General features: G+C 70.6%; 33 protein-coding genes. 25 read left to right on the top strand and 8 right to left on the bottom strand.

All coding sequences use genetic code 11. The annotated features are described in order from the left end of the window. Positions 1-79 precede the first annotated feature (79 nt). From OIU81_RS42050 to OIU81_RS42040, 3 genes are all read left to right on the top strand, one after another. Complete coding sequence (locus OIU81_RS42050; RefSeq protein WP_329156332.1) at positions 80-520, top strand: hypothetical protein; 441 nt, start codon at positions 80-82, stop codon at positions 518-520. A 116-nt stretch (positions 521-636) separates the two neighbouring features. Beyond that, on the top strand, positions 637-1197 hold the full coding sequence (locus OIU81_RS42045; protein WP_329156434.1) for a hypothetical protein: 561 nt from the start codon (positions 637-639) through the stop codon (positions 1195-1197). 4 nt (positions 1198-1201) lie between these two features. Beyond that, positions 1202-2173 carry an SLATT domain-containing protein gene (locus OIU81_RS42040; protein ID WP_329156334.1) on the top strand — a complete coding sequence of 324 codons (972 nt, stop codon included), beginning with the start codon at positions 1202-1204 and terminating at the stop codon, positions 2171-2173. 9 nt (positions 2174-2182) lie between these two features. On the opposite strand, the gene OIU81_RS42035 is transcribed toward OIU81_RS42040, so the two are convergent. The 4 genes from OIU81_RS42035 to OIU81_RS42020 form a co-directional block, all read right to left on the bottom strand. Continuing rightward, positions 2183-2452 (bottom strand): hypothetical protein, encoded by a 270-nt coding sequence (locus tag OIU81_RS42035; protein WP_329156336.1) that lies wholly within the window; start codon positions 2450-2452, stop codon positions 2183-2185. A gap of 433 nt (positions 2453-2885) precedes the next feature. Further along, positions 2886-3695 carry a DciA family protein gene (locus OIU81_RS42030; protein ID WP_329156338.1) on the bottom strand — a complete coding sequence of 270 codons (810 nt, stop codon included), beginning with the start codon at positions 3693-3695 and terminating at the stop codon, positions 2886-2888. Continuing rightward, positions 3695-5461, bottom strand: a complete 1767-nt coding sequence (locus tag OIU81_RS42025) for a hypothetical protein (protein ID WP_329156340.1) — start codon at positions 5459-5461, stop codon at positions 3695-3697. Before OIU81_RS42025 ends, OIU81_RS42030 begins: the two co-directional genes overlap by 1 nt. 846 nt (positions 5462-6307) lie before the next feature. Then, positions 6308-6616 carry a helix-turn-helix transcriptional regulator gene (locus OIU81_RS42020; protein WP_329156342.1) on the bottom strand — a complete coding sequence of 103 codons (309 nt, stop codon included), beginning with the start codon at positions 6614-6616 and terminating at the stop codon, positions 6308-6310. Positions 6617-6730: 114 nt separating this feature from the next. Between OIU81_RS42020 and OIU81_RS42015 the strand changes: the two genes are divergently transcribed. Together OIU81_RS42015 and OIU81_RS42010 are read left to right on the top strand one after the other, a co-directional pair. Continuing rightward, a complete protein-coding gene (locus tag OIU81_RS42015) occupies positions 6731-7381 on the top strand; it encodes an HAD family hydrolase (protein WP_329156344.1) in 651 nt (216 codons plus the stop codon). A 4-nt stretch (positions 7382-7385) separates the two neighbouring features. Continuing rightward, positions 7386-8225: a DUF1932 domain-containing protein gene (locus OIU81_RS42010; RefSeq protein WP_329156345.1), complete on the top strand. Its 840-nt coding sequence runs from the start codon at positions 7386-7388 to the stop codon at positions 8223-8225. A gap of 7 nt (positions 8226-8232) precedes the next feature. On the opposite strand, the gene OIU81_RS42005 is transcribed toward OIU81_RS42010, so the two are convergent. From OIU81_RS42005 to OIU81_RS41990, 4 genes are all read right to left on the bottom strand, one after another. Continuing rightward, positions 8233-8802, bottom strand: coding sequence for a phosphotransferase-like protein (locus OIU81_RS42005; RefSeq protein WP_329156346.1), 570 nt, complete (start codon positions 8800-8802; stop codon positions 8233-8235). Beyond that, positions 8799-9836 carry an AAA family ATPase gene (locus tag OIU81_RS42000; protein WP_329156347.1) on the bottom strand — a complete coding sequence of 346 codons (1038 nt, stop codon included), beginning with the start codon at positions 9834-9836 and terminating at the stop codon, positions 8799-8801. Before OIU81_RS42000 ends, OIU81_RS42005 begins: the two co-directional genes overlap by 4 nt. A 198-nt stretch (positions 9837-10034) precedes the next feature. Next, positions 10035-11288, bottom strand: coding sequence for a helix-turn-helix domain-containing protein (locus tag OIU81_RS41995; RefSeq protein ID WP_329156350.1), 1254 nt, complete (start codon positions 11286-11288; stop codon positions 10035-10037). Next, positions 11285-11644 (bottom strand): putative quinol monooxygenase, encoded by a 360-nt coding sequence (locus OIU81_RS41990; protein WP_329156351.1) that lies wholly within the window; start codon positions 11642-11644, stop codon positions 11285-11287. The genes OIU81_RS41995 and OIU81_RS41990 overlap by 4 nt, the downstream gene beginning before the upstream one ends. Before the next feature lie 189 nt (positions 11645-11833). Here OIU81_RS41990 and OIU81_RS41985 point away from each other — a divergent pair, with 189 nt between their 5' ends. From OIU81_RS41985 to OIU81_RS41890, 20 genes are all read left to right on the top strand, one after another. After that, complete coding sequence (locus OIU81_RS41985) at positions 11834-12217, top strand: hypothetical protein (RefSeq protein WP_329156354.1); 384 nt, start codon at positions 11834-11836, stop codon at positions 12215-12217. Between the two features lie 985 nt (positions 12218-13202). After that, entirely contained in the window at positions 13203-13409 is a 207-nt protein-coding gene (locus OIU81_RS41980; RefSeq protein WP_329156355.1) for a hypothetical protein, read from the top strand. A gap of 109 nt (positions 13410-13518) precedes the next feature. Next, positions 13519-13980 carry a hypothetical protein gene (locus OIU81_RS41975; RefSeq protein WP_329156356.1) on the top strand — a complete coding sequence of 154 codons (462 nt, stop codon included), beginning with the start codon at positions 13519-13521 and terminating at the stop codon, positions 13978-13980. Next, positions 13980-16121, top strand: coding sequence for a hypothetical protein (locus tag OIU81_RS41970; protein ID WP_329156358.1), 2142 nt, complete (start codon positions 13980-13982; stop codon positions 16119-16121). Before OIU81_RS41975 ends, OIU81_RS41970 begins: the two co-directional genes overlap by 1 nt. Before the next feature lie 170 nt (positions 16122-16291). Next, positions 16292-17791: a hypothetical protein gene (locus OIU81_RS41965; RefSeq protein ID WP_329156360.1), complete on the top strand. Its 1500-nt coding sequence runs from the start codon at positions 16292-16294 to the stop codon at positions 17789-17791. Continuing rightward, a complete protein-coding gene (locus OIU81_RS41960) occupies positions 17788-17970 on the top strand; it encodes a hypothetical protein (protein ID WP_329156361.1) in 183 nt (60 codons plus the stop codon). The genes OIU81_RS41965 and OIU81_RS41960 overlap by 4 nt, the downstream gene beginning before the upstream one ends. Positions 17971-18117: 147 nt before the next feature. Next, a complete protein-coding gene (locus OIU81_RS41955; RefSeq protein ID WP_329156362.1) occupies positions 18118-18615 on the top strand; it encodes a hypothetical protein in 498 nt (165 codons plus the stop codon). After that, complete coding sequence (locus OIU81_RS41950; protein WP_329156363.1) at positions 18602-19039, top strand: RRQRL motif-containing zinc-binding protein; 438 nt, start codon at positions 18602-18604, stop codon at positions 19037-19039. Before OIU81_RS41955 ends, OIU81_RS41950 begins: the two co-directional genes overlap by 14 nt. A gap of 127 nt (positions 19040-19166) precedes the next feature. Beyond that, positions 19167-19400, top strand: a complete 234-nt coding sequence (locus OIU81_RS41945; protein ID WP_329156365.1) for a hypothetical protein — start codon at positions 19167-19169, stop codon at positions 19398-19400. Continuing rightward, complete coding sequence (locus tag OIU81_RS41940; protein WP_329156367.1) at positions 19397-19996, top strand: hypothetical protein; 600 nt, start codon at positions 19397-19399, stop codon at positions 19994-19996. The genes OIU81_RS41945 and OIU81_RS41940 overlap by 4 nt, the downstream gene beginning before the upstream one ends. Before the next feature lie 12 nt (positions 19997-20008). Continuing rightward, on the top strand, positions 20009-20698 hold the full coding sequence (locus tag OIU81_RS41935) for a hypothetical protein (RefSeq protein ID WP_329156369.1): 690 nt from the start codon (positions 20009-20011) through the stop codon (positions 20696-20698). A 92-nt stretch (positions 20699-20790) separates the two neighbouring features. Next, positions 20791-21258, top strand: a complete 468-nt coding sequence (locus OIU81_RS41930) for a Pycsar system effector family protein (protein WP_329156371.1) — start codon at positions 20791-20793, stop codon at positions 21256-21258. Then, positions 21255-21401 carry a hypothetical protein gene (locus tag OIU81_RS41925; protein WP_329156373.1) on the top strand — a complete coding sequence of 49 codons (147 nt, stop codon included), beginning with the start codon at positions 21255-21257 and terminating at the stop codon, positions 21399-21401. The genes OIU81_RS41930 and OIU81_RS41925 overlap by 4 nt, the downstream gene beginning before the upstream one ends. Positions 21402-21404: 3 nt before the next feature. Further along, positions 21405-21974, top strand: coding sequence for a hypothetical protein (locus OIU81_RS41920; protein ID WP_329156375.1), 570 nt, complete (start codon positions 21405-21407; stop codon positions 21972-21974). Between the two features lie 113 nt (positions 21975-22087). Next, positions 22088-22468 carry a hypothetical protein gene (locus OIU81_RS41915; protein ID WP_329156376.1) on the top strand — a complete coding sequence of 127 codons (381 nt, stop codon included), beginning with the start codon at positions 22088-22090 and terminating at the stop codon, positions 22466-22468. Between the two features lie 96 nt (positions 22469-22564). Beyond that, positions 22565-23242 (top strand): hypothetical protein, encoded by a 678-nt coding sequence (locus OIU81_RS41910; RefSeq protein WP_329156378.1) that lies wholly within the window; start codon positions 22565-22567, stop codon positions 23240-23242. Between the two features lie 96 nt (positions 23243-23338). Then, positions 23339-23908, top strand: coding sequence for a hypothetical protein (locus OIU81_RS41905; protein ID WP_329156380.1), 570 nt, complete (start codon positions 23339-23341; stop codon positions 23906-23908). A 92-nt stretch (positions 23909-24000) separates the two neighbouring features. Continuing rightward, a complete protein-coding gene (locus OIU81_RS41900) occupies positions 24001-24798 on the top strand; it encodes a hypothetical protein (RefSeq protein WP_329156382.1) in 798 nt (265 codons plus the stop codon). 58 nt (positions 24799-24856) lie between these two features. Beyond that, a complete protein-coding gene (locus tag OIU81_RS41895; protein WP_329156384.1) occupies positions 24857-25273 on the top strand; it encodes an NUDIX hydrolase in 417 nt (138 codons plus the stop codon). A 105-nt stretch (positions 25274-25378) separates the two neighbouring features. After that, positions 25379-25681, top strand: a complete 303-nt coding sequence (locus OIU81_RS41890; RefSeq protein WP_329156386.1) for a hypothetical protein — start codon at positions 25379-25381, stop codon at positions 25679-25681. Positions 25682-25752: the final 71 nt, after the last annotated feature.

Raw genomic sequence — 25752 nt, 5'->3', positions numbered from 1 at the left:
CGGCATGGCGACGGAGCAGCACCGGGGCCGGCTGCCAGGCTGAGCAGGTCCGGCCCGCAAGGTGATTGGGAGCTCTACCGTGTCCGTCGCGTTCCGCATCAGGTGCTGCCTGTGCACCAAGAACATCCCGCTCGCCGGGGACGTCATCGCCCTCGATGGCGAGTGGCAGCGCCGCTACCCGGACATGCACGGCATCCTCGCCTGCGAACGGTGCATCAGCGACTACGGCTGGAACTGCTGCACACGGACCGAGGGCGGCTTCGTCGACGGGCACGTCGCTGCGCCCGAGGGGCAAATTGACATCGACGCCTGGTGCCATCACCTGAACCGCGGCACCCACCGCGCCCTGGTGACGCTCCACCCCCGCTCCGGCCTGCTCCAGGGAGCGGAGCCGTACCTGCGCTCCCTCGCCACCCGCAGGGGGACCAACCCCGAGATCGCCGCCATGCTGCGCACAGTGATCCAGGAGTGGGAGGAGCAGCACAGCCACCCCGTCACCCGGCAGCCAGCCACCGCCTGAATCCGGCTTCTCCCCGCCGCATGCTGGCTGATCATCCCGCTGACACGGCCTCAATCCCCGTGGCAGGGTGCGGTGATCGGATCACCGGACGGCAGGGGGCTCCCGTGGAAGCACGGATGTGGAACGGACTGGTCGGCGTCGCGAAGGAGACGTACACCGCCTCGCTGAGCGAGGGGGTCGTGCCGCGCCCGCTGATGATGCCGCTGGTGCGCGGCGAGCTGGTCGGGCTGATCTGGGTCCGCCCGCTGAAGGTCGGCCAGGACGCGCTCGCCGGGATCGCGGAGCTCGCGAACATCGCCGCGGCGGCCGGTGCGGACGAGGTCGTCCTCGCGTGGGAGACGCACGACGTCGCCACCGCCTGCGATCTGCCGATCGTCGGCCCGGCGCCGTGCCTGAACATGGTGCTCGCCACCCCGGCCGGGCACGTCCTGCACCAGTTCCCCTACAGCGAGCAGCTCCTGTCCCGCAGTCCCGAGGGATGGGCGGCGGTCGCCCCGGACTGGAGGCCGGCCCCCGCGCCGCAGCCCGGCGGCGAGCTGGTGCCTCCGATCCAGGCCGCGGTGAACTTCTCCTTCACCCCGATCGAGCTGGACCACCCCGACCCGTTCGGCGTCACCGTCGTGCTGATGGAAGAGGACGGCTACCGCATCAGCCTGACCGAAGCGTTCGCCCGCTGATCTCGTGGCACGGGACTTCGACGACGACGCGCCCCGCCGCCTCCAGGACGCGGACGACCTGTTCAACGCCCGCCAGCGGGAAGAAGCCGAGCGGATTCGGGCCCGCCAGCAGGACGAAGCTGAACGGATTCTCGCCCGCCAGCGGGACGAAGCTGAACGGATCTACGTGGTGACCACCAACCTCGTCATCGACGCCCAGGAGCAGCTCGCCCGGCGCCGGCTGCTGGACCGCATCTGGCGCGCGGGGGCGGCCCTCAGCTGGCTGTCCTTACTCGCCGCGGTCATCGGCACGGGCATCGCCTGGGGCACCACAGGCGACCCGGCGCGGTTCGTCGTGGGTGACCTGATCTGCGGCGGCCTGCTCCTGATGTCCCTGTTGACGCTGGTCGGCGTCTACTTCGCCGGGCGGGACGTGTCCAGCCTCCAGCGCCTCGAGGCGCATCTCGCCTCGCAGCAGGAGTCGCTGTGGAAGCAGAAGGTCAGGGGCAACCCGGACTTGGAGGACCGGCGCAAGCTCTACCGCGAGGAAGTCGCGGCCGGGGTAGAGCAGTACCAGGCTGACAGCCGTAAGTACCGGACGATCCACAACGGCCTGCAGACCCTCATCATGATCGGCTCAGCGTCCACGACCACGATCGCGGCCCTGGACACCGGCAAGGAGCTGACCTGGCAGAGCGTCACCCTGACCGTCATCAGTTTCGCCATCACGGTGGCCGCGATGTTCACCGGTTACTACAAGTTCCGCGAGCGCAGCTACTTCCTCCAGCAGACCGCCGACGCGATCGAGGAGGAGGTGAACGCCGTCCGGCTCGGCATCGGCCACTACAGCGAGTACGGGCCCGGCCAGGAGGGCGAGGCGCTGAAGAAGTTCACCCAGCGCGTCGAGGACCACCGCAACGAACAGCGGCGCCGCCAGCAGCAGCTGGACCAGCCCGCCGACCAGGCCACGCCCTCCAGCCAGCCGCCAGCGGCCTGACTCCCGGCTTCACCCCCGCCGCCGGCCTCCTCTGCGCTCGGACCGTACGACGACCGGCGGTGCGATGGCCTGGCCCCGCGTCCCGCGCCCCCAGGGGAGGAAGAGGGACAGCGCGGCCAGGACCTGACCCAGGCCGGGAAGGATGTGCTGTAAGTCCTCGGGCCGCGCCTTGGCCACGACCGCCTTCGCGACGATGGCGACCACGGTGAGCAGCACGACGATGACCGCGAGCGCGGCGAGCAGAACGTAGGCGGGCACGGCAGAAGCAAGTTCAGTCACGGGAACCTCCGAAGGGCATGCAGAAGAAGCCCCGGCGGCTGCCGGGGCTTCAGGACACAGATACATAGGGGTGAGAGGACACAAAGGTGCCCCCGCCCCGGCATGCCGGGAGTGGGAGCCTCTCGTGGTGGAACCGGCTGGGATTTGCTTGGGCCATCAACCTCGCCGTAGTACTTGCACCGTCGTGAGGGAGCAAAGGCTCACCTCGATCCGCCGGTACCTCTATATGCGGTTGTGGGGCGTCATCCTGGCAGTGCCTGCGACGCCCGGTCAAACCGTGTGGTCACAGGGCGCGGCATCGAGTTCGGGACGCAGGGGTGCGTCCAAGTGGTGCCGGCAGTGAGGGAGTTGGGGGAGCCTCTGAAACCTCAGCCGTGGTGCGAAGCGCCATCGTGGCAGCGCAGATGGCACCCGGTCAAACCTCGTGGTCAGGTCATGCGGTCTGTCCAAGCTGACGCGGTCCCTGTGCCTTTCCGGCCCGCTCGGCTCGGGCCCGTCGCAGTGCCGCAGCTTGGGTCACCGCGGCCTGGCGGCGACGTTGGTCTCGGGCCGCCTCGATCGGGGCCGGCGCATCGTCCGGCACAACATCGGGCTCGGGGAATGCCCGGCGGCTGAGCTCGCGCATCGCCTGATTCTGCCGCTCCACCGCTTCCGCGATGCCCGGGTCCACCCGCGACGGCACGGCGACCTCCTGGTGCGCGGCGAGCGCGCGGCGGTAGCCCTCGGATGCTGTCTCCCGGGTCCGTGCCGGGCCTTCGGTGACGGCGACCGGGGTGACCGGGGCAGTGTCGGCAGGTTCGGGTGCGGGCACGGCGCCGGGCGGCAGGATCCGCAGGGCGCGCACGACGGTGCGGCCCGCTGCGGTGTTGGCGGCCGCGATGACGCGGGTCTGCTCCAGGCGGGCCTGCGTCGCCCAGGCCGTCGACTCCGGGCACACGGTGAGCCGGCCGGAGTCGACGTCGTACGACACGGCAGCGACATGTCCGGCGAGTTCGGGGGCGATGGCTGCCCACCGCTCGCGCAGGGTGGCGCCGGCGGCCGGGAGCTCCCAGGCCCGTTCGGTGACCAGCGCACCGAGCGCCGCTCCGAGGCCCACCGGCTCGCGCCCGTCGCGCCGCGCCGCCGTGATGGGCCGCGGCTTCCTCTTCGCCTTCTGGCCGCCACCGTTCTTCCGGGCCGCCTCCATCGCGGCCCGCAGCGCGACCCGGGCCAGGTCGACGCCGGACACCTCGCTGCCGCTCATCAGGATGCCTCCGCATCGGTCAGGGCCAGTTCCTGAGCACGGTGGCGTGCGCAGACCGTCCGGCTCGGCAGCGCCGGACGGCCGCACGGAACCCCATCGCCGCCCTGGCACGTCACCGCCTGCTGCTCCTGGGCGGCCCCGACGGCCACGAGGCCCTCGGCTTCCTCGCGGCACAGCTTGCACAGACCGTCCTCCAGCGCCCGGCCGGTCAGGAAGATCCGGCAGCCGCAGTCGCCGCAGGAGCTGCGCGGCGGGCCCTCGGGCTCACGCGGGGCCGGCATCGAGGACGCTGCCCCGTCGATGGCCCGCTGGAGCTCGCAGTCGCGGCAGGTCCCGGACGGTCCGGGCTCGCTGCCGTGATCGGGGCACAGGCCCTGCTCGGTGCGCTGCGCACGCCGTCGGGCGGCGAACTTGTCGGCGACAACTTCCTCGCACACGGCGCAGCGCTCGCCGTTGGACCAGCGCACCCCGGACTCGCAGTCCAGGTGCCCGCAGCCCCACCGCGGCAGCGCCACCCCGAGCAGCCACCGGCCGGGGTCGCGGATCTCCGAGGACATGACCTTGGCGAACCGGGCGGTCAGCCGGTGGTGCAGCCGCTCAGCGTCCATCCCGCCCGCCAGCTGACGGCCGACCTCCCGGGCGATCTGCCGCTCCACGAACGGGTTGTCCACCCGGGCCAGCAGCCAGTGCACCGGCTCCAGCACCGCGTAGATCTGCGGGCTCATGGCCAGCTGCGGTCCGGTGTACGACGACCGCGCCGACCCCCCGCCGTTGCTGCGCTTTTCGTCGTTGGGCTTCGAGAGGACGGGCTGGCTGTTCTCATCCGCGCGCAGCGCGAGACCACCCGGCGCATCCGTACGCGCCTTCGCGTCAGCCGGGTTTTCCACAGCTTCTACTACCGGTACCTCGCCTACGGCGGATGAGAAGAGCGCTCGTTCGTCATCAGGTGAGTCAGTCCTAGGTGATTCCTTATACGCGAGGGATCCCTCACCAACCGACAGACCCGATCCCTCACCAACCAACGAACATGCGGAGAGGTCCGCCGTGCTGTCCACAGGCTCCTGCGGGAGCTCCTGGACCGTCTCGGGCGCGGCGTCCGAGACCGGCTCACCGGCCTGCACATCGGCCGCAGGAGCGATGTCGCACGCGATGAACAGGTGGCGTCCCTGAGCCCCCGCGCGCCGCCGCACCGTTGCCCACTTCGCCGCCTCCAGCTCGTCGACGACCACACCGGCCGCCGCCGCGGTGAGGGGCTGGCCGGCCTTCTTGCCCGAGTGGTGCCGCAGGTGCCCCGCCAGCTCTCCCTCGGTCAGCGCGATGCGCATCTGCTCCGCGAACGTGATGACCGCGAACGCACGCAGCTGCCGGGGCGTGAGGTCCTCCGCGGCCGCCACCGGCAGCCACACGAACGACTCCGTACGCTTCACCGGCCGCGTCGTACGCACCGCCGACGTGCCCCGGCCGCCCGGCAGCGTCCGGCGCTCCGACTTCAACTCGATCACACCGTCCGGCGCCGGACGCGAGAGCAGCTTCAGGCCCCGCTCCACCGACGCCTTGGAGATGTTCAGGTACGAGGCGATCGTCGCCGCCCTCGCCTCACACCCCTCCGGGCGCGCACCGAGCGCCTTCACCTTCACGTACACCGACAGCGCGACATCGGCGTAGGCCGCCGACGACACCAGCCGCATCGGCACCTTCACCCGCTGCCGGCGAACCGGCGCACCATCGGTCGACTCCCCCGCGGCCTCAGCCGCCAGGGAACTCACCGGCCCACCGCCCCGATCGGAGCAGCCAGAACTCGCGTTTCCTCATCCACCCGCCGACCCTGCAACGGAACACCTGTGGACAGAGGCCGGGAAGGCGCGATACCCCCAGGCCCTCCCGCACGGCGGGCAGAAATCTTGGAAACCGTCCCGCCACACGGGAAGCCGTCGGTGTGGACGGCGTCGTCGACGCGGTTGTCGATGATCTCCGCGAGCGGGTGCACGAGCGGGGCGGCCGACGCCGCGACCGAGCCCTTCGAGACCGCCCCGAAACCGCTGCTCTTGTAGCTTCCTACCGGAAACCCCTCTTCCGGTAGGAACCGGAAAAAGAAGGAGGAACCGTACGCCGATCCCGTCACACGGGACGACCGCCGCGCCTGAACCGGGGTGAAACGGACAGACTCAAGCTGACAGGGGGACACCACTTCGTGCACTATGAGAGCGACCTACCTTCCATATATCTGGAGCGACCGAGCCCTCCGGGCTGGACCGTCTTCCATGTGTGCGGATGTGTCGGTAAGCCCCCTTCGTGAGAAGCGGGCGGACACCGACCGGGTGGGGGGAGATTTCTCCTCCCCTCCCGGTTCTGCTGAACCGCGAAGCCCCCTGGTAGGGGCCCGCGGGTGAAGCGAGTTACTGATCTGGCTGTGGTGGCCGTGGTTAGTGGCCTGGTGGTGGCCCTGATTAGGGGCCGTGGAGTAGTGAGCGGCTTGATCGCCGCGGCTCAGGACCAGCGTCAACTGGGATCTGAGCGACCGACTCGGGCAAAGAGCCCGGTCGGAGACGGGCCGCGCGAGGCCAGCGGGAGGTTAGTCCGCTTCTTGGCGCGCGCGGCCGATGGCCGTTAGGTCATCCCGACCCCCTGGATTCAGAGGCCGGCGTCGCGCTGCCCAAATCCAGTACAGCGGCCTTGGGGAAGCGCTTTGCGAGCTGATTGAGCAGGTGGATGTACACCTGTCGTTGCGGGCGCCGGGGGTTGCTCTTCCCCAGCTCCCAATTCACTACGGACAGGCGCTTCACGCCCACCGCGTCCGCGATCTCCTGCTGGGTGAGGCCCGCAGCGAGGCGCAGCTGAGCGCGCACCCGCGGCGGCGGCAGGACTTCGTCCAGGCCCTCCAGCAGGGCGTCGACCCGCTTCAAGCGGTCCGGGTCGGACATAGCGCAGGCTCCCATGATCGATTGATCTTCGAAACATACACCATTTATTGCTCGGCGGGGGTCCGCTGCTGTCGTGAACGGCGCTGCACCCGACGCCCGGTAGGGTCCGGGACCGTGCACCGACTCGCGCTTTTCGATCTGGACGGCACGCTGGCCGACCGGCAGTCGGCGCTCAGCGACGCGTTGATGCGCCTGTGCCGCTCCCGTGGCCTCACCCCAGATGCCGAACAGTGGCTGCGCATCGAGCTGGCCGACCGCGCGACCGCCAACGACTTTGCCCGGCTGCGGGACGCCTTCGGCCTGGAGGCATCGGCCGCGGACCTGTGGCAGGAGTACGTCGACCTCATGTCGGCCGCCGTCACCTGCCGCCCCGAGGTCCTCGAGGGCCTGGCCCGCCTGCGCGCGGCCGCCTGGACGATCGGCATCATCACCAACGGGGCCAGCGACATCCAGCGCGCCAAACTCGCCGCGACCGGCCTCGCCTCCCTGGTAGACGGCGTTGCAGCCTCGGGCGACCTGGAGATCCGCAAGCCAGACCGGCGCCTCTTCGAACTCGCGGCCACCCGGTGCGGCATCAGCCTCACGGACGGCGGCTGGATGATCGGCGACAACCCGGCCGGAGACATCGGCGGCGGACACCAGGCCGGCCTGCGCACCATCTGGCTGCGCGGACGCCCCTGGCCCGATGGACTCGCCGCCGCTCACCACGTCGTCGACGACGTCACCGACGCCATCACCATCCTGCTCAACGAAACCTGGGAGTAGCACCGTGGACCAGCCGACCGTCGGCATCCTCCACCCCGGCAGCATGGGCGCCGCCGTTGCCGCCTGCGCCGCGACCAACGCGGCCGCGGTCCTGTGGTGCGAGACCGGGCGCAGCGCCGCGTCCATGGAACGCGCCGCCGAATTCGGGCTGATGCCCGTGGCCACGCTGGCCGAACTGCTGGACCGCAGCGACATCGTCATCAGCCTCTGCCCGCCGGCCGCTGCCGAGGACCTGGCCCGCGACGTCGCCGGGCACCGCTTCGCCGGGCTGTACGTGGAGGCGAACGCCATCAACCCCGTGCGGACGCAGCGGATCGCCGCCCTGCTCGCACCGGCCGCGACCGTCGTGGACGGCGGCGTCGTCGGCTCCCCGCCGGTCGGCGGCAAGACGCCGGCCCTGTACCTGTCCGGGCCTGCTGACGCGACCGCCCGCATCGAGGCGCTGTTCGCGGGCACCGCCGTCCAGGCCGCCGTGCTGGGCACGGACGTGGGGAAGGCATCCGCGCTGAAGCTGTCGTACGCCGCGTTCCAGAAGACCTCGCGGGTGCTGGTGGCGCTCGCGGTCGGGATGGCGCGCGAGCACGGCGTCGACCAGGAGCTCATCGAGGTCGCCTCGAAGCGCACCGACTCGTACCTCTCCGAGCCGCAGTACATCGCCAAGACCGCGGCACGCGCCTGGCGCTGGGGCCCGGAGCTGGAGGAAGCTGCCGACGCGCTCGCGGCCGCCGGCCTTCCACCGGAGATGCTGCGCGCGGCCGCGACCACGCTGGCACGGTGGCACGACGCCAAGGACGACAGCGAGCTCACGCTCACCGACGCCCTGGACCGACTTGCCCAGCCGTAGCCCGCGCTCATGCCGTCGCCCTTCCCGCCCGCTGCGCCAGCAGCTTGTCGATGAGTACCGCTGCGTCCTGCGGGGCCGCCGCCGTGGTGTCCACCGTCAGGTCCCAGACCAGGCCCGTGTGCGCATCCAGGTCCTCGCGGGTCGCGTCCCAAGCCACTAGGCGCGCCGCGGTGTCGCCGTCGCCGCGCCCAGCCGATCGCTGCTCGGTCACCTCGCGCGGGCACCACAGCAGCACCACTGTCCAGTCGGCCGGGTAGCCGTCGACCAGCGCGCGAATGCCATCGACCTGCCCGAGGTGCACCACGGGCACCCCAGCCGCGAACGCCGCGTCGACGCCGGGCCGGTCGATCGCGTACGTGTTGCCGTACCGGGCGTTCGCGTAGACCACGTCGCCCGCGGCCTCGAGCTCGCGCAGCTGTTCCGCCGTGCCCATCCGATAGCCGGCCGACTTGCCCGTCCCCACCTTGAGCCGTGCGAACTGGGCGTACCTGGAGTCGAGTTCGCTGAGCGCGGCAGTGACGGTGTCCTTGCCCGAGGCTGGCGGGCCGTACAGGATCACGCCCTGCTTCGGGTTCACGCGTTCATCGCCCCCATCGCCTGCCGGGCCTGGTCCGCGAGCGTCACCGCGGTCCCCAGCCGGTTGTCCACCACCAGGTGCGGGACCGCCGGGCGTAGCTCCAGGTCGATCGTCGCCATGTACTCGTCCCACCGCGCCAGCTTCCACGCGTCCCGGGCCGCGGAGCGGAATCCGATGTACTCGCGCATCGACTCTTCGTCGCAGCGCACCCACACGGGGAAGACGTCGACTCCCATCGCGTTCGCTCGGTTGGTCAGGCGCTGCATCCAGGCCGGGTCGGTCATCTCGGCAATGAACGGCGCGGTGAGCACCGTGGAGATGCCGCACTTGATGTTGGCCATGGCCGACTGCATCAGGCAGTCGTACTCCACCGGCCGGACCTGTTCGCGGTAGAGGTCGGTGTGCCTATCGTTCGCGTCTCCGCCCAGTGCGACCAAGAGGCGTTCTACCAACGGGCGGGTGAGCGGGTCCTTGTCGAGCAGGGGCCAGCCGGTGAGCTGAACGAAGAAGCGGGCGAGCTCCGTCTTGCCGCTGCCAGCGAATCCACCCACCAAGATGAGCACGGGGCGGTGAGGGTCGCCGCCCGTGTGCCGGCGCTTCCACGCGTCGATGATCCGCTGCTGCAAGTCGAAGTGGTCGGCCTCATCGGAGCCCGGTGCGATGCGATGAATAGCGCGCTCAACAGCCAAAACGTGGGATCCGTTAAGACGGTCGTCCAGCGGCGTGAGCTTGAAGGAGGACTCCTCACCGGGCAAGGCGGTGCGGAACCCCAAGTCGGGCTCGGTGGCCCGGTAGAGGAGGCAGTAGGCCCGCCGGTAGTGGGGACCAGGGAAGACCTCGCCCTGTTCGTGCTGCCACAAGGTCTGAGGATTCGCGGCGGGGATGCCCTTGAGCTTGGCCTGCTCGGCAACCGCCCGGAGGCGTTCGCCCGCCTTCTCCAGGGTCAGGCCATGAGCCTCCCGCTGCTCCCGGAGCCGGTCCGGCCTCCACCCTGCTCGCTGCTTCCCCACCCTCTGCCCCTCCGTCATCGTCATGGGCGCGAGCCTAGAGCTCGGGCCCCAAATCCCATGTGTACGTGGATGTTGAAAACCCGTGAACGGAAGTGTGCACGGGCTTCGACAAGCCTCTGTGATGTTCCATCTCCGCCGCCGCCGGTGTGATTGCCCCCACACAACGACGCGGTTGGCAGGGGGTGCAGACCAGTGGCTATCGACCACTCCAGCGGATTCGAACTAGTCCAGGGCATCCGCCCTTTCGGCGAGTTCCAGCAGCTCACGCGGTGCGTTCGGTCCTGCCACCAAGACGAGCTCTCGGATGGCTGCGCGGGCGGCCTGGTGGGTCTGGATGATCTCGGGGGCGATGGTCTCAGCGTCCAGCAGGCAGCGGAGAGCCTCGCCGCCGTGGCGCCTCTGGGCGTGAGCACGACCCAGGTCCATCAGGAGTCGGCCCTGGCGCTCGGGCGAGAGTTCGGTGGCGTCGATGGCGAGGCCGATGTCCAGCGCCTCGCCAGCGTCGCCCAGATCCACAGCGGTGCTGACCGCCTGGATCTCGACATTGACCGGACCGAACTCCAGATTGAAGTCGTTGCGGTTCTCACCGAGCTGCGCCGCGATGGCGCGGGCCTTGGCGATCTCCTCCTTGGCTTCGGTTCGCGCACTGGCACGGGCGCGAACGAGCGCCAGGGCCAGGTGGAGGGAGCCGAGGACGGACAAGGACTCCGGCGACTGGCTGCTCTGCTCTCCCAGAGCGTTGATCGCGGTCTGGGCGGCGTGTTCGGCCTGCCCGAGGCTGCGCAGACGGACGAACGCCTGCACCATGCGGAACACGCTGGCGCAGACGTGCAGAGGGTCGCCGGACCGCTCGGCTGCGAGGACCGCGCGGTCGGCGGCTACCCAGGCGGCATCTGCCTCGTCCTGTCGCACGAACGCCGCGGACAGGGCCTGGTAGGCCCGCGACAGCAGCAGGTACAGCTCGCCCTGGTGCTCGCCGGGATCGGTCCGGACCGTGCGCTCCAGTTCAGGGAGCAGCTGCACCGCAAGGGTGCTGACCTGCGCCAGGTGACCGGCGTGGGTCAGGTCCCAGAGGTCGTCGACGTCGCCCTGCAGAAGGTCAAGGGCCCGCGTCGGTCCGGAGTCGTCCGCGCCGGCCAGCAGGGTCTGAAGCGCCGGGTGGCCGGACAGCAGTCGGCGGGTCTCGTCCAGATCGTTGGAGAGCGACTGGGCGGTGGGTGCCTGTGATGACCCGTCTGCCGGAACGCCGGGACGCAGCTGCTGGACGGACACGCCCAGCTCGTCCGCGATCTGCTGGAGCAAGTCCATTCGCTGGACCGGCTGCACACCGCGTTCGACCTGGGAAAGCCAGCTGCTGGTCTTCCCAAGCGCTGCCGCGAACTCGGCTTGTGTGCGTCCGCGTTCCTTCCGGAATCTCTGGACGCGCTGCCCGAAGGCCCGATCCTGCGGATCGACGTCCTTGCCGCTCGGCTTCACGCCTGCTCCGTTCCGGGGCGCTTGCTCAGAGCCTCCAGCTCGTTGAGGAACGTCACTTCGACGTTGCTCAGGAGTTCCTCCCGGGCCGCGAGAAAGCGCTGGGTGTGGGCCTGATCCTCGTGAGCCTGGAACGCATCGCGGTCGGCGTACAGCTCGTAGAAGACCCGCACCAGGGGCTCGTCCACCGGGGTGTGCACCGAGTAGACGAGCGTGCCGGCCTCGGTCCTGATGCCCTCGATGGTCAGGGCGACCAGGTCGTCGAACTGCCGGGCTGCCGAGCTGTCTCGGAGGGTGAAGCGCACCACGAGTGCGTATCCGCTGGTCACGAAGTCGTCCTCTCCACGTCGCGTAAGCATGCACACATTCTCACACCTAAAGCCAGGGTGCTAGGTCGCAATCTCAGTGTTGACTCGCACTCGCAGTGCTACTACTGTCCTAAGTGTTCCGCCCCGCAAGGGATGGACCGCCAGAAGGCGCTTATTTGGCCTGCTCAAACGCCCCTGACCCGCTTCTGTGCGGGCTCCTACCGAAGGGAGCACCACCCCATGAACACCACCCGCCGTCCCGCCGCCAGCCTCGCCACCGAGACCTTCGACGCTGAGACCCTCGCCCTCCTGGAAGCCGTCGAGGTGCCGCTCCCCGACTTCGCCGACATCGACGCGGACGTCGCCTTCGGCACGCCGCTGGAGATGTACGCCGCCGGCCCTCTCCCCCACGAGCGGCTGGACGGCCTGGACATGACCGCCGCCCTCGCCGCGATCGAGGCCCGCGAGAACCGCATGCTCGCCGCCCGCGACATCGCCGCCACCGACCCGTCCATCGCCGCGCAGGTCCGTGAGCGCCTGGTCGACGTCCTTCTCCCCTACGCCGCGCAGCTGCACATCTCGCGACGGCCGGCCGCCGCGGCGCCCCTGCCGATCGCGGCCTGACCTCCGCACCACCCGCCGGGTCTTCGGACCCGGCTCCCCCACCCGGAACCGCCCCCGCGGGCGGCGCCGGATGAGGGAGCCGGAAGCGCGACTCCCGTCACCATCCGCCCGGACATCCAGCCCTTCTCGGGCCTGGCTCTGTAAGGCAGCGGCCGATCTTTGAGAACTCAACAGCGTGATCCACCACCGCAGTACCGGCCGTGACCACACCGGCCGGGGTGAGTGGAAACCCGTCGTGAGCGGCGCCATTACCTCTGGTGGTGGCAGTCGGCACGTGCGATGACCCGTCAGGCGCCCTCTTGGGGGCGGTCCGGTGCAGTACCAACTGGACGCTCATTACTGATGGCGAGCACGGAGGGCCGGCATCCCACGACGTTAAGAACGACGCGACACCTTCTTCCCAGACCCCCGGCAGCTGGTCCCAGCCAGGGCGATGGATCGCGTCGGGACTGAGGGAACCTCGTCCTCCCTCTCAGAACACAAGGCGAGCAGCGCGGCGGCAGAGGCCGCGCCCCCTGTTTTGCAGCCACGCGCTGCCCCTCGTACGCCACCGCCCTGCGGTCGGTGTGCGGGGGAGAGCGCGGTGGACACCGGCTCTACCAACGGCGACAGCCCCAGGGATCGGACCCCCGGGGCTGTCCAGGACCTGCATGGAGGCCCCTGTTGAACTCCCTCAGCGTCACACGGAACGACCAGCCCACCGACCCGATCATCGAAGAGGCCCTTCGTCGGGCCCGCGGCGGCAAGTGAAGGAGGCAGACATGAAGTTCCTCTACCTCCTCGGCATGGCCGGCCCGTTCATCGTCATCGCCGCGGTGCTCCTGGCCCGCTGACCCGCTCCGCTTCCTGCGTTGCCCAGTCGCCACCGGCCCGCCCCGCGCGGTCCGGTGGCGGTGGAGAGCGAAGGAGCACCCCGCTTCCCCAGCTCTGTTCGGCCCTCGTGGCTGGAGAGCACTTCCCCGACTCCCCGTCTCTGGAGGACCTCGTGATCGCACTTCCCCTGTTCCTGCTCGCCGGTGGCGCCACCTGGCTGTTCTGGCGCTCCGACATGCGAGCGGGCGTCATGATCGCCGCGCTCGTCTGCGGCTACGCCCTGGCGACGTCGCCCCTCGCAAGCGCGATCGACGGCATCGGCACCGGCATCGGCACCGCGATCTCCAACGCCAACAACAACGCCGCCGCCAGCAAGTGACGTTCCTGCCGCTTGCCCGTGGCTCCGCACCGCACGGTGCGGGACCGCGGGGAGGTGACAGCCCCCGATCCCCGCATGACCCCCTCACCGGAAGGAACCCCACCCCGACATGAGCGACAGCGACAGCGGCGAGAAGCTCGGCTCGAACCTCTCCCAGCTCATCCAGCAGCTGGAGAAGATTGAGTTCACCACGGACCGCGACCTCTACCAGTACGCCCGGATCCTGCGCGCCATCGGCATGGAGCTCCACATGCGGATCGGCATGGACGCGGACATGGTCGGCGCCATCCTCGCCCAGTACAAGGGCAAGTGGTGGACTTTCGGAGCCCAGTCAAAGATCCGCGCGAAGCTGGTGTCCGCCCACCTCAAGGGCGGTGCCTCCGCTGCGAAGGTCCTCGGGCTGAGCGGCATCAAGATGTACGCCTCCTTCGTCAAGCACTTCATCCAGCCCGAGATCGAGGCTGAGCGGAAGGCACGCGAGGGCAAGGGCGCGAAGAAGCCCGGATTCTCCATCGGTGACAAGCCCAAGGGCGCCGCCGGGCGTCCGGGCGAGGGCGGAAAGGCAGCGTGATGGCCCGCCGTATCTCTGCACGAGCGAAGAAGATCGACACCCGTACCGAAGAGGAGCAGGAGTCCTCGAAGAAGGTATGGGTCACCTACGGCGGGCCGTGGGGCATCAACATCGGCGGCTGCATCGTCGCTGAGACCGCCCACGTGCTGCTCGCCACCACCCCGGCCTCCCTGGCGCTCGCCGCGCTCGGTCTGGCCGGCACCGGCGCGGCCCTGTCCAAGCTGATCAGCCACATGGACGTCAAGGCCAAGCGCGAGAAGGACGTCCGCTACCTCCACCAGGTCAACTCCATCGCCACCACGGCCGGGATCACCCTGGGCACCGTGGTGGGCCTGGAGTCCGGCGCCACGATGGGCGCCTGGATGCTCGCCGGGTCCGGCCTGTGCATCGCCAACCACCTCTGGTCGGCGCTGCACAAGAAGGGCGCGGGAGAGAAGGCCGACGGCAAGTGGGCCAAGCTCGAATCCGAGATCGGCCTGGCCAAGCACGAGCTCCAGGAGGCCAAGTCCAACGGCAAGGGCACGGTCGTTGCCAAGGTCGAGGCGAAGGACGGGGCTACGGCGGACGAGTTCGCCCGCCGTATCCCCGCCATGACCTCCGCGCTCAAGCTCGGACAGGGCCGCATCACCCACACCGTCGACGACGACGACGCCTCGCTGATCACCATGCGGGTCCAGGTCGCCGACCTCCTCAAGGACGGGTTCGCCTGGCCCGGCCCGTCCGCGTTCGGCGCCGGGTTCGGCGACCTGCCGATCAGCCTCGGACGGTACGAGGACGGCGAGACGCTCAAGCTCAACCTGCCCGGCATCCTCAACGACTTCCAGGAGGTCGAAGGCGGGCAGAACGTGGAGCACTGCGTCGCCCAGGGCGTCAACGGCGCGGGCAAGACGGTCGGCAACTCGATCATCGTGACCGAGGCGTCGACCCGCCGCGAGGTGTCCGTCATCGTCATCAACTGCTCGAAGTTCATGCAGGACTACGGGCACGTCCGGCACGCCGCCGACATGGTGATCACCAACGAGAAGGACGCTCGCCGGTTCTTCAAGCAGATGCACACGGTCATCAAGGCCCGTGGCGACTTCCTGGCGGCCAAGGGCCTCTCGAAGTGGAAGCCGGGCTGCGGCCTGAACTTCCTGCTGATCATCGGTGAGGAGGCGGCCGACTTCGCCGACGGCGAGGCGTACAGCAAGGTGCTGCGCACCCTGCGCTCCACCGGCGGCTGGTTCCTCTCCTCCATCCAGCGCGCCACGCACGACCAGATGGACACCACGGCGCGCTCCAACCACCCCGCCGGTATGGCCTACGGCCTGTCCGACGGCGCGGAAGCCCAGTACGTCCTGCCGCCCGAGGCGATCGACGCCGGCGCCTTCCCCGGCTGGGCGAACAGGAAGCCCGGCTACCTGTACGCGGCCGGGATGGGCATCAAGGAAGACCGCTGGGCGGTCACCGCCCGCACCTACAACGCCGACCGCCCCACCCTGGCGGCCGCCGTCACCGCGGGCATGAACGTGCGCACCCCCATGGACGCCACGACCGCCGAGGCGTTCGGCGCGCTGTGGACCAACCGCACCACGTACACCACCCCGCTCCTGGAGGGCGACACCGACGGCGTCGGCTCCTTCCCCCAGCAGCCGGCCGCACCCGCCGCCCCGGCGGACCCGGCCTCCGAGTACGACGCCGACGACGAGTACGAGGAGGACGAGGACGTGGAGATCGACCCGGACCTGCTCGCGAAGGAGACCGAGGACTTGGACGAGGAACTGCGGCAGATCCTGGCCGCCGACCCCGAGCCCGGCGCGTACGACCACCTGAACGTGGAGACGGACATCGAGCCGCCGGCCGACGACGCCCCGGTCTTCTCGCTGCCGGGCCTGGTGGACGACCAGGAGAAGCTCTCCCCCGACGACACCAAGGCCGCCATCTTCGCTCGCCTGGATTCCTGGCTGCGCGAAGGCAAAGACAACTTCGAGCCCAAGGAGCTCAACGACCTGTGGATGCGGGTCGACAAGAAGGGCGCCCGCGACTGGTGGAACCGCCTCAAGAAGCAGCTCCTGGACGAGGGCGTCATCGCCAAGGACGAGTCGGAGGAGGGCTACGGATCGTACGACCTGATCCGCTCCCCGCTCGAAAACGGCAACTGAGAGTCACCAATCCCGGGAGGGGTCGCACACCGCACACCGCACTGTGCGGCCCCTCCCCTCTCTAAGGGAATTTCCAGTGTGCAGGCCCGCACACAGGTGATTGATCCCGGTTTGCACCCTGTGCAGTGTGCGCCGCACACTCCCCCCGCACATTACGGAAGGTAATCAGCATGAGTCCCCCGTCCGTGCCCCGGCCGACACCGGCCGGGGCCCCCCGCACACCCGCGCCGGTCAGTGCCGACGACGCCGCCAAGGCCAAGAAGTCCATCGCCAAGCTGGACGAGGTCCTGGCCATGGTCACCAAGGCGCTGCTCACCCTCGGGGGCGGCGCTTTGATCTTCACTTGCGTGAATGTGACCCGGTTCGGCGTCTCCCACGAGATCCCCTGGTACATCGCCTGGATGCTGGACCCGCTGGCCAGCCTCGCCCTGATCACCGTCCTGTACGTCGACGGTGTCCTCGCGGAGCACGGCGGTGACTACAAGCCCGGCGGCTGGCCGTTCCTGCTGCGCTGGACCGCCGGCCTTTCCACCTGGGTGATGAACTGCTGGACGTCGCTCTACCCGGACGGCCACTTCCACTTCGTCCCGCAGAAGCCGGACGCCGGCGGAATCCTGCTCCACTCCGTCGCCCCGGCCCTGCTGATCCTGCTCGCGGAAGCCGCCACCGGCTACCGCAAGTACGCCACCCGCCGCCGCGGTGAACTGGCCGCGACCATCGCGCAGTTCGAGAGCGTGAAGGTCGCGGAACGCGAGGCAGCCGAAAAGCGAGCCCGCGAGAGGGAAGAACGCGAGGCGGCCGACAAGCGCGAGGCGGCAGAACGCGAGGCCGCCGCGAAGCGCGCGGACGCAGAACGCGAGGCCGCCCGGCGCGAACGCGAGGAAATCGCGAGGCTCGAAAACGAGCGGCGCACCGCAGAAATCGAGGCGGCCGACCGGACCCGCCGCGCAGAAATCGAGGCAGACCGCGAGCGGCTCGCACTGACCGAGCGCACCGCAGAAATCGAGACGACGCGGCGCAAGACCGAGGCCGAGATCGAGGACCGCCGCCGCCGCGAGCAGTGGGAGCGGGAGCAGGCCGAACGGGACCGTGAGGCCACCCGCCAGGCGGAGATCGTCAAGGCAGAAGCGCAGGCAGAGGCGCTGCGCAAGGAAGCCGACGCCCAGGCGGAAGCCCTGCGCCGGGAGGCCGAAGCCGCTGCGGATGCCGAGCGGATCAGGGCTGAGGCCGAAGCCCGCGCCCTGGAGGAAGCCGAGAAGATCAAGCGGCAGCGCGCCCTTGAGCGGGCCGCCGCCAAGACTCGCGGAACCTCGGAAAGTGCAGTCGCCCGCGCCTCGATTTCTTCGGGCCGCGCCTCGGAAAGTGGGGTCGCGCTCAGCGCGGTACCCGCCCTGACCGCCTCGGAAAACGGCGGCCGCGTCCCTCGCGAAGTGCGCGAGCAGCAGCGTGACGAAGCCGAGCGGTACATCGCGAAGTGCTCGCTGTCCGGTCTCGCGCCGGATCTGGAGCGCCTGGCGAACCAGTACGGCAAGGGCGAGACGTGGGTCGGAGACCGCGTCCGCACCGCGAAGCGCCGCCTCGCGGAAGAGGACGGATTCGAGGAGTCGGTGATCGCCGACGCCCTGGACGTCTTCGAGGACGACGACAGCGACAGCGTCGGTGCGGCATGACCCACCGGCCGGAAGAAGAGGAAGAGGACACCGTGGACACGGACTTCGAGTTCGACTTCACCCACCTGGGCACCGAGCCGGTCGCCCTGCTCCCCAAGGCCGGCCCCGGCCACCCGACGACGATCCTGATGCGCCGGGACGAGCTGCTGCCCACGCGGTGGCGGCACCTGACGGACTGACGTACCCGCCGCGCTTCGACGGCTCCACTGGCCTCCGGGGATGAATCAAGCACCCCCGGAGGCCGGTGAAGAGGCCGAAGCCTCCCCGGACGATCTCACGCCAAATGACATTCGCCCGAGCTCCCCAAGCAGAGGAGAGACCCCATCATGCCGTCTTACGGCGAGCAGCCCCAGCCCACCTACTACCCGACGCCGCTGCCGCCCCAGTACGGGCAGCAGCCCGCCCCGCAGTACGGCCAGCACGTCGTCCCGCTCCCCCACGGCAGCGTCGTCTACCCGTCGACCGCCGGCCTGGACGGCGTCGTGATGATGCCGGGCCCGAACGGCCAGCCGGTCGCGTACTACACGGCGCCGCCCGCCCCGGCCCCGCAGGCGTACGTCTCCCCGCTCCTGGTGAAGGCGGCGCTGGTCGCGTTCATCGTCGGAGTCGCCGGAGTCGGCGTCTACTTCCTGGCCGCCGCGCTGATGGAGCTCGCCAAGGCGGTCGCCATCCTGGCCGCCGTCGGCCTGGGCGGCTTCGTCCTGATCAAGATGCTCGCCACCGGGCCCGGCAGCGGCCGACCGATCAACGTCAACGCCCGGGGCCGCGCCAAGGTCCAGGTCCACACCGGCCGCGGACACAACCGAGGCCGTGGCCGCCGCTGAACCGGCGTCCCCGCCGGCCGTCCGGGACGTCGACATGTACGCCGACCCCACCGGGGCCCTGCCCGTGCACCGCTGGAGGCAGGCCCCGAAAGGGCTCGCGACCAGGCGGCAACTGCGGGAGCGGCGGTTACGGCCCGGCGGCCAGGACCCGGTCGCGGTCATCGAGTGCCGGGGCGGCAAGCGCATGGCGTGGTTGTACGAGATCAAGAAGGCCAAGCCGATACGGCCGATGACCTTCGCCATGGAAGTCGCCCTCGACAAGGCGATGGCCGCCCGGCAGACCTGCCCGAAGTGCGCGCGCCGGTACTACCACTGCCTCCCTTTACGCACCCTCGGATCGTGCCTGGAGTGCTACGACGGCACCCCGGCCGCACCCGACAGCTACATGCGACACAGCGTCGGTCAACTGGCCGCCGCAGCCTGAGCGTTCACCCCTGACGGCTGCCTGATCCACCCGTACCGCACGCTGCGGGCCGGGTGGTGACGGGGAGCCGGGCAGACCGGCCCCGCGCACATGACCTGTCCCCTGTGCCTGGGAGTGCCCACCTGTGATGGCGAAGAAGCCGCCCGCCGTGATCGGCGTTCTGACCGAACCCGCCCCGCCCACCTGGTGGAGAGCCCACCGCCACCAGGTCCTGCTGATCGTCGGGATCTTCCTCGGCTGGCAGCTGTGCGGAGCAAGCAGCGGAGCCGCCGATCACGACCAGCACGGCCCCGACCGCCCCGCCCACAGCGTCACCCCGTCCGCGACGCCGTCGACCACCTCGAAGGAGAACCACCGGTGAGTGAGCCCGACAAGTCCCGCGAGCCCGACCCCGCCGTTCCGCCGCTGGACACCATCCCCGACAGCCAGCGCGTCCCGCCGCCCCGGCGGCCGGCCCCGCCCCGCCCGCAGCCGATCAACGCCGCCGCCGACATCCCGCCCGGCGCCATCGCCGCCTTCGGCGTCGTCGGCCTGGTTGCCCTGGTCCTCGTCCTGAAGTGGGGCATCCCCAAGGGCATCGACTGGTATCACCACCAGGACTGGGCGTGGTTCACGCAGTGGACCGCCACCGTCGCCGACCCCGTCCACGCCTACCTGAGTGCGCACACGGTCGGCCTGCCCCTCACGGCCACCAGCGCGTTCGTCATCTGGCAGGGCGTCGGCATCGCCTCCCTGGCCCTGTCCTGGTTCACCGGCGCCGTCGGCGCCCGGCTGACCTGGACCGCACACGGGGCCTGCTCGGTGTTCATGGTCTGGGACGCCTCCCCCGCCGCCGGCCGCCCCGTCGCCGCCGCGCTCGCGGTCCTGGCCTGGACGATCGGCAGCTTCCTCGCCCTGCGCGGCCTGTCCCTTCGCCCGCTGATCCACCTGCACAACCACAACCACCCCGCTCGCTGAAAGGACGTCGTCATGCTCCGGATCATCAGCACGGACCGGCTCGCCGAGCTGGACAACCTCGCCTCCGCGTTCCCCATGGTCCGGAGCAAGTGCGACCGCCTGGAAAAGGACCTCGAGGCGGAACAGCGCCTCACCAAGAGCCTCACCGCGAAAGCGGAGCAGGCAGACGCCCGCTTCCGCCAGGAGCTCACGGACCTCGGTCAGCAGGCCGACGCCCGCGTCGCCGAAGCCGCGGCCTCGGTACGGCGGACACAGCAGCAGAGCAACGCCCTGATCGACGCGGCCGTGCAGCGGGCGAACGGCATCGAGCGCCGGGCCGATGAGAAGGTCCGGCAGCTGAACGCGGAGATCGAGCAGCTCAAGGGCAAGCTGCCCCACCCGCTGTCCAACCCGGAAGGCGTCGTCGCCCGGTACCAGAACCTGGTCGGCGCGCTCATCGACCTCACCCTGTTCGTCACCGAGGACACCAACGCGGAACCCGGCTACGGCTACTCCTCCAAGTGCGTAGACCTGAAGCTGGTCAGTCTCTGCTCCGGCTGCGGCTATCGCGAGGAGGAGACCCGCGAGTCGGTGTACGACACCCCCGAGTCCCGCAGCAACTTCCTGGAGAACACCTACGAGGGCGGGAAGCTCAAGCGCTGGGCGCAGGAGCACGCGGAGGCGTGCCGGGCCGTTGCTCTCCCTCTCCAGCGCGCCGCCTGAACCGGTCTGACGGTTGCCTGATCCACCCGCCCCGCGCTGCGGGCCGGGTGGTGACGGGGAGCCGGACAGCCCGGCCCGGATGGGAGTCGCACGTGACCACCGCACCCCTCACCATCGTCGGCGACCGGAACCGGGACGCGGCCTGCGCCGCCGTCACCGGTGAGATCGCCCGCACCGACAGCAAGGCCAGCCTGCTGCTCGCCTTCGACGGAGCGGTCCTCGCCGGTCTGGCCAGCGTCGCCGACAAGGACCTGCCGGGGTTCACGAAGGTCGTCGGCGGCGTGGCCGTCCTCGCCCTCGCCGCCGCGGCCGTCTTACTCCTCCTGGTCGTCCGGCCCTGCCTCACCGTCGGCGCCGCCGCGCCGGGCACCTTCCCGCAGTGGGCGCGCCTGGAGGAAAACGAGATCGAGGTGGCGATGGAGCAGGATCACCGCCTTGCCCGCATCAAGGCGCTGTCGACTCTCGCGGCCCGCAAGTTCCAGCGCCTGGCCCTGGCGGTCGACGTCATCCTTGCCGCGCTCGCCCTGCTGACCGTCGCCGCGATCGGGGTGCTGGTGTGAGCACCTTCCACCAGGCCGCCGGCTACCTCATCACCGTCGCCAGCTTCGCCGGGGCGCTCGCCATGCCGTTCGTGGTCGTCGCCGCCCGCCGGTCCCTCGCCCGCATCCACGCCAGCGCCCAAGCCGACCAGAAGGAGCAGTAGCTCATGGCACTCACCCTCTTCCGCCCCCGCACCCCCGCCGCGCCGGAGTTCACCCCCGAGCCGTGGCCGGAGATCGGCGAGACCTGGAAGCCCGAGGGCGTGATCGTCACCCAGCGCTTCCTCGGGCTGGCCGGTGCCGTCGTCCTCGTCTACACCGCCGATGCCGGGGTCAACGGCACCTACTACGCGGTGACCTGCCTGGGCTGCTCCTACCGCACCCGCTCCAAGGCCGACACCAACTACATCTCCTCCGAGCAGGCGGGCGGGGAGATCGCCAACACCCACGCCGCTCAGTGCCGGGCGCTGCCCCGGGATCTGCCGTCCCGTCCCGACGACGGCACCGCCCGCGAGATCGTGCGCCGGCGGCTGCACGCGGAGCGCCGCTCCGACTACGACGTCACGGTCTACCTCACCAGCTTCCACCTGGACCGCCTCGCCCTCCAGCGCTCCACGGAGTGGATCGAGGAGGAACTGCAGCGCCTCGCGGACACCCAGCCGGAGATCCTGACCGCCAAGCCGCGCACCTACGGCACCGGCACCGAGTTCACGATCCTGCGCTTCCCCAAGAGCTGACCGGACGCTCTCCGTACGGTCCCGCCGCACCGCCACCGTGGCGGCCGGTGGGGCCGGGCGGTGTCCGCCCGGTCAGCCGAGACCGGACGACCGGCCCTCCCCCGGAGGTCACCGTGTCCCTCGCCCGCCGCACCCTGATGGAAGCCGCCGCCGCCCGCTTCGGCTGGCGCCGCGCCTACGGCGACACCGCCGACGTCGACGGTCTGCTGACCGAGCAGACCGAGACCGCGTACACCGGGGCCGCCGACCACGCGGCCCTCGCCACCGCGAAGAACGCCGACGTCCTGGCCGTGCAGCCCGGCGTCCTGGACGTCCGCGGCCGCGTCCTGGCCGACGTCCTCTACCTCGAGGGCGTCCTGACCGGCGCCCGCAACCGCGGCCTGCCCCCGGAGCTCATCGAGCGCCTGGAGGACGCCGTCGACCACGGCCACGAGATGACCGTGCTGCTCGCGGACACCGTCCGCACCACCGCCGCGCTCCACGCGGCCAGTTGAGCGCCCGGGGCGGCCGCAGGCATCGAACCCGGCCGCCCCGGAGCAACGCCCCCTCCCCTCCCAGAGCGCACTGACAGAAGAAGGAGCCCCATCATCATGACCGCAACTCTGCGCCAGACGGCCAACGCCGTCGCCAGCTCGATGATCGAAGGCGCGAGCATGGCCACCGCGCTGATCGGCGGCGCGGCCGGCGCCTACCTCGGCTACCAGCTCGCCCCCGTCACCTGGTCGGACGGAGCCCGCATCGCGTTCGCCGGCGCGGTCGCCGTTGTCGGGGCCGTCGCCATTGACGGGCTCGCCGAACTCGTCCTCGCTCCGATGCGCCGGCTGATGCGGCGCACCCCGTTCAACGTCACCCGCGCGTCGGCCCCGGCCCCGGCCGACAACCTGGACGACGCGCTCGCCCAGGTCGCCACCGCCACCGAGGTCGACGCCGCCCACCGCGCCGCCGGTGCCGCCTTCCGTATCGACCAGGGCGACAACTTCCTGCGGGACGAGGACCGGTGGCGCGGCTACGAGGACGGCGAGGCGTCCTTCTACCTCGCCCCCGGCGTGTGGCTCCACCACCGCGCTGAGCTCGGCAAGTACGGCCGCGAGCACCACTTCACGCTGCTGACCGGCGACGGCGAGCAGCCGGTGGCCATCACCGGCATGGAGCAGATCCGCCACCACCTCGCCGCCCGTGCCGCCGGCCTTCCCGCCGTCCCGGCGACCGCCGACGCCGACAAGGACGACGTCCTGGACGACGACCTCACCGGCATCCACGCGGTCTGACGGACTGCCCGTTCCGCCCCGGCCCTTCGCGGCCGGGGCGGTGCGGTGGCCAATCAGCCCACCCCGTGATCCCCCACCGAGAGGACCGCATCGACCATGCCCGCGACCAAGAACAGGCCCTCCCAGCTCAGCGTCCTGCGCTATGGCGCGTTCGTCTCCCGCACCGCCGAACAGCGCGTCACCACATTCGCGCCGACCGTCCGCAACCTGGTCCACGACCACTTCGGACGCCGCCCGCTGGGCGCGGTCACGATCATCCTGACCAAGCCCCACCTGCTGCTCTCCCTCGCCAACGAGGCGCAGGGCGAAGCGGCGGGCATCCCGGAGAACGTCTGGAAGTCCGCCGGTGTCCAGCAGGCCATCGTCGGCAAGCCCAAGGACTTCCGCGTCGCGACCGTGATCGCCCCCAAGGGCGCGCTGTGGATGCTGATCAACGCCCCGAAGATGCGCGACCCCAAGCAGCTGAAGCTGAGCCTGCTGCGCGGCTTCGTCGAGGTCGACCAGCTCATCCGCTCCGGCACCCGCGAGAACCGCGTCGGCTGGGTGCGCCACGAGATGAACGTCAACCCGCTCAGCAAGCGGCAGGCCAACAAGTTCCAGGCGCAGATCCTCGCCGACGGAGCCGAAGCCGAACGCGTCACCGCGGAGCTCGCCCGGCGCCTGTGACCTGACGCGCCGCCGTGCCGCCCCGGCCACCCCGGCCGGGACGGTGCGGGGGCACGTCAGCCCACCCCTTCCTGACCGACACGGAGGAAGTCATGGCACACAGCGCCCGGCCCGTCGTCCACTACATGGCGACCCGGCCCGACGGCACCGTCCCGCCCACCGACAACTACCTCGCCCGCTACCACCGCGCCCAGGGCGAGAGCATCCCGACCGTCAACCTCGCCGACCACGTCGGCCAGGTCGTCGACCACCCGACCCCCGGTCAGAAGTGGTACACGGACAAGCCGTTCGGCTACTTCCACATGTACACCCGGCCCGGCGAGATCCTGGAGCGCATCGAGGAGGGCTGGCCGATCCGGCTCTGGATCGTGGAGCCGCTCGGTGAGACCGGCAACTGGGGCGGTCACTACTACCCGTACTGGCTGCTGTCCCAGCAGATCCGCGTCGTGGAGGAGACCGACGCCTGGCGGGCGTTCGGGCACCGCGGCGCGCAGACCCTGGCCGCCCTCGCGCAGCTGCCCGACCTCGCCCGGCAGTGGGCCACCGAGTGGGCCGCCGACCCCGAGGGCACGCGCCGCACGTACACGGCGTGGGAGAAGCGGGTGGACCGCACCCGGGCGCTGACCGGCTGGGCGTTCTGCAGGGCGCAGTACTCCCGGCGAGAGGCCGCCCTCCAGGCGGTCAACCAGCTCGCCGGTGACGCCGCCGCGCAGGCCGCGACCGCCGCCGGCGCCGACCCGCACGCCGTCGCCCTGATCCAGCTGCGGGCCCGCTGCCTGGTCGCCGGTCAGCTCATGTTCGACCGGATCCGCTCCGGCGAGTACGAGCAGTCGATCCGCGGCCTGCTGCTCGGTGCCGGGCTCGACACCCCGGCCCCCGTCCCGGCCTGACGCTCTTCCGCCCCGGCCCACCCGGGCCGGGGCCCACTCCGAGACCAGGAGACACCTCTTGAGTACCGACACCACCGACGAGACGATCCGCTACACCGCCGACGTCGTCCTGCTCGCCGCCGGCCACGTCCTGCTGATCGAGCGGGGCTGGGAGCCGTTCAAGAACCGGTGGGCTTTGCCGGGTGGCCATGTAGACAAGGGAGAGACCAGCCTGGCCGCCTCCGTGCGCGAGTTGGAGGAGGAGACCGGCATCACCGTCCCGGCCGCCGACCTCCGGCAGGTGGGCGCGTACGACGCCCCCGCCCGTGACCCGCGCGGCCGGTACGTCAGCGTCGCCTACACGGCCACCCTGCCCGCGCCGGTCGAACCGACGGCCGGGGACGACGCCACCGCCGCCCGCTGGTGGCCCCTGGACGCACTCCCCGACCTCGCGTTCGACCACGCCGAGATCGTGACGGCGGCCGCGCACCGCTGACCCCTGTCCCGCCCGAGCGCGGCGTTCCTCCGTGCCGCCCCGGCCTCACCGGCCGGGGCGGTCGCGGTGTTCCGCCACGACCAGCGACAGGAAGGAGAGGGCGTCATGCCGAACCTGGAGTTCTACGAGGTTGACGTCCCGATACACGACACCAGCCGGGCGCAGCACGGAGTGCACGTCTTCACCGGCAAGGCGTCCTCGGTCACCGAGGCCCTGAACCGCGCCCACCAGGTCTACGACGCCGCGTTCGCCGCGCGGCAGGCCGGACGCGAGATCCCCGGACAGCAGGACGGCGGCTGGGGAGCGCGCGGAGTCCGCGACGGCTGGGAGCTGGACTGGGCGGCGGCGAAGGCCGGCCGCTGGTCCAACCCGAACAGCTGGACCCGCAAGAAGCTCTACGAGCTGTAGCTACGCCCCGGAGCAGGCGCACTTGGCGTCGAAACCGTCGCCTGCCCCGGGCCACCCATCCCGTACAAGAC

The organism is Streptomyces sp. NBC_01454 (genome assembly GCF_036227565.1).
GTDB lineage: Bacteria > Actinomycetota > Actinomycetes > Streptomycetales > Streptomycetaceae > Streptomyces.
This window is presented reverse-complemented; position numbering and strand designations above follow the sequence as displayed.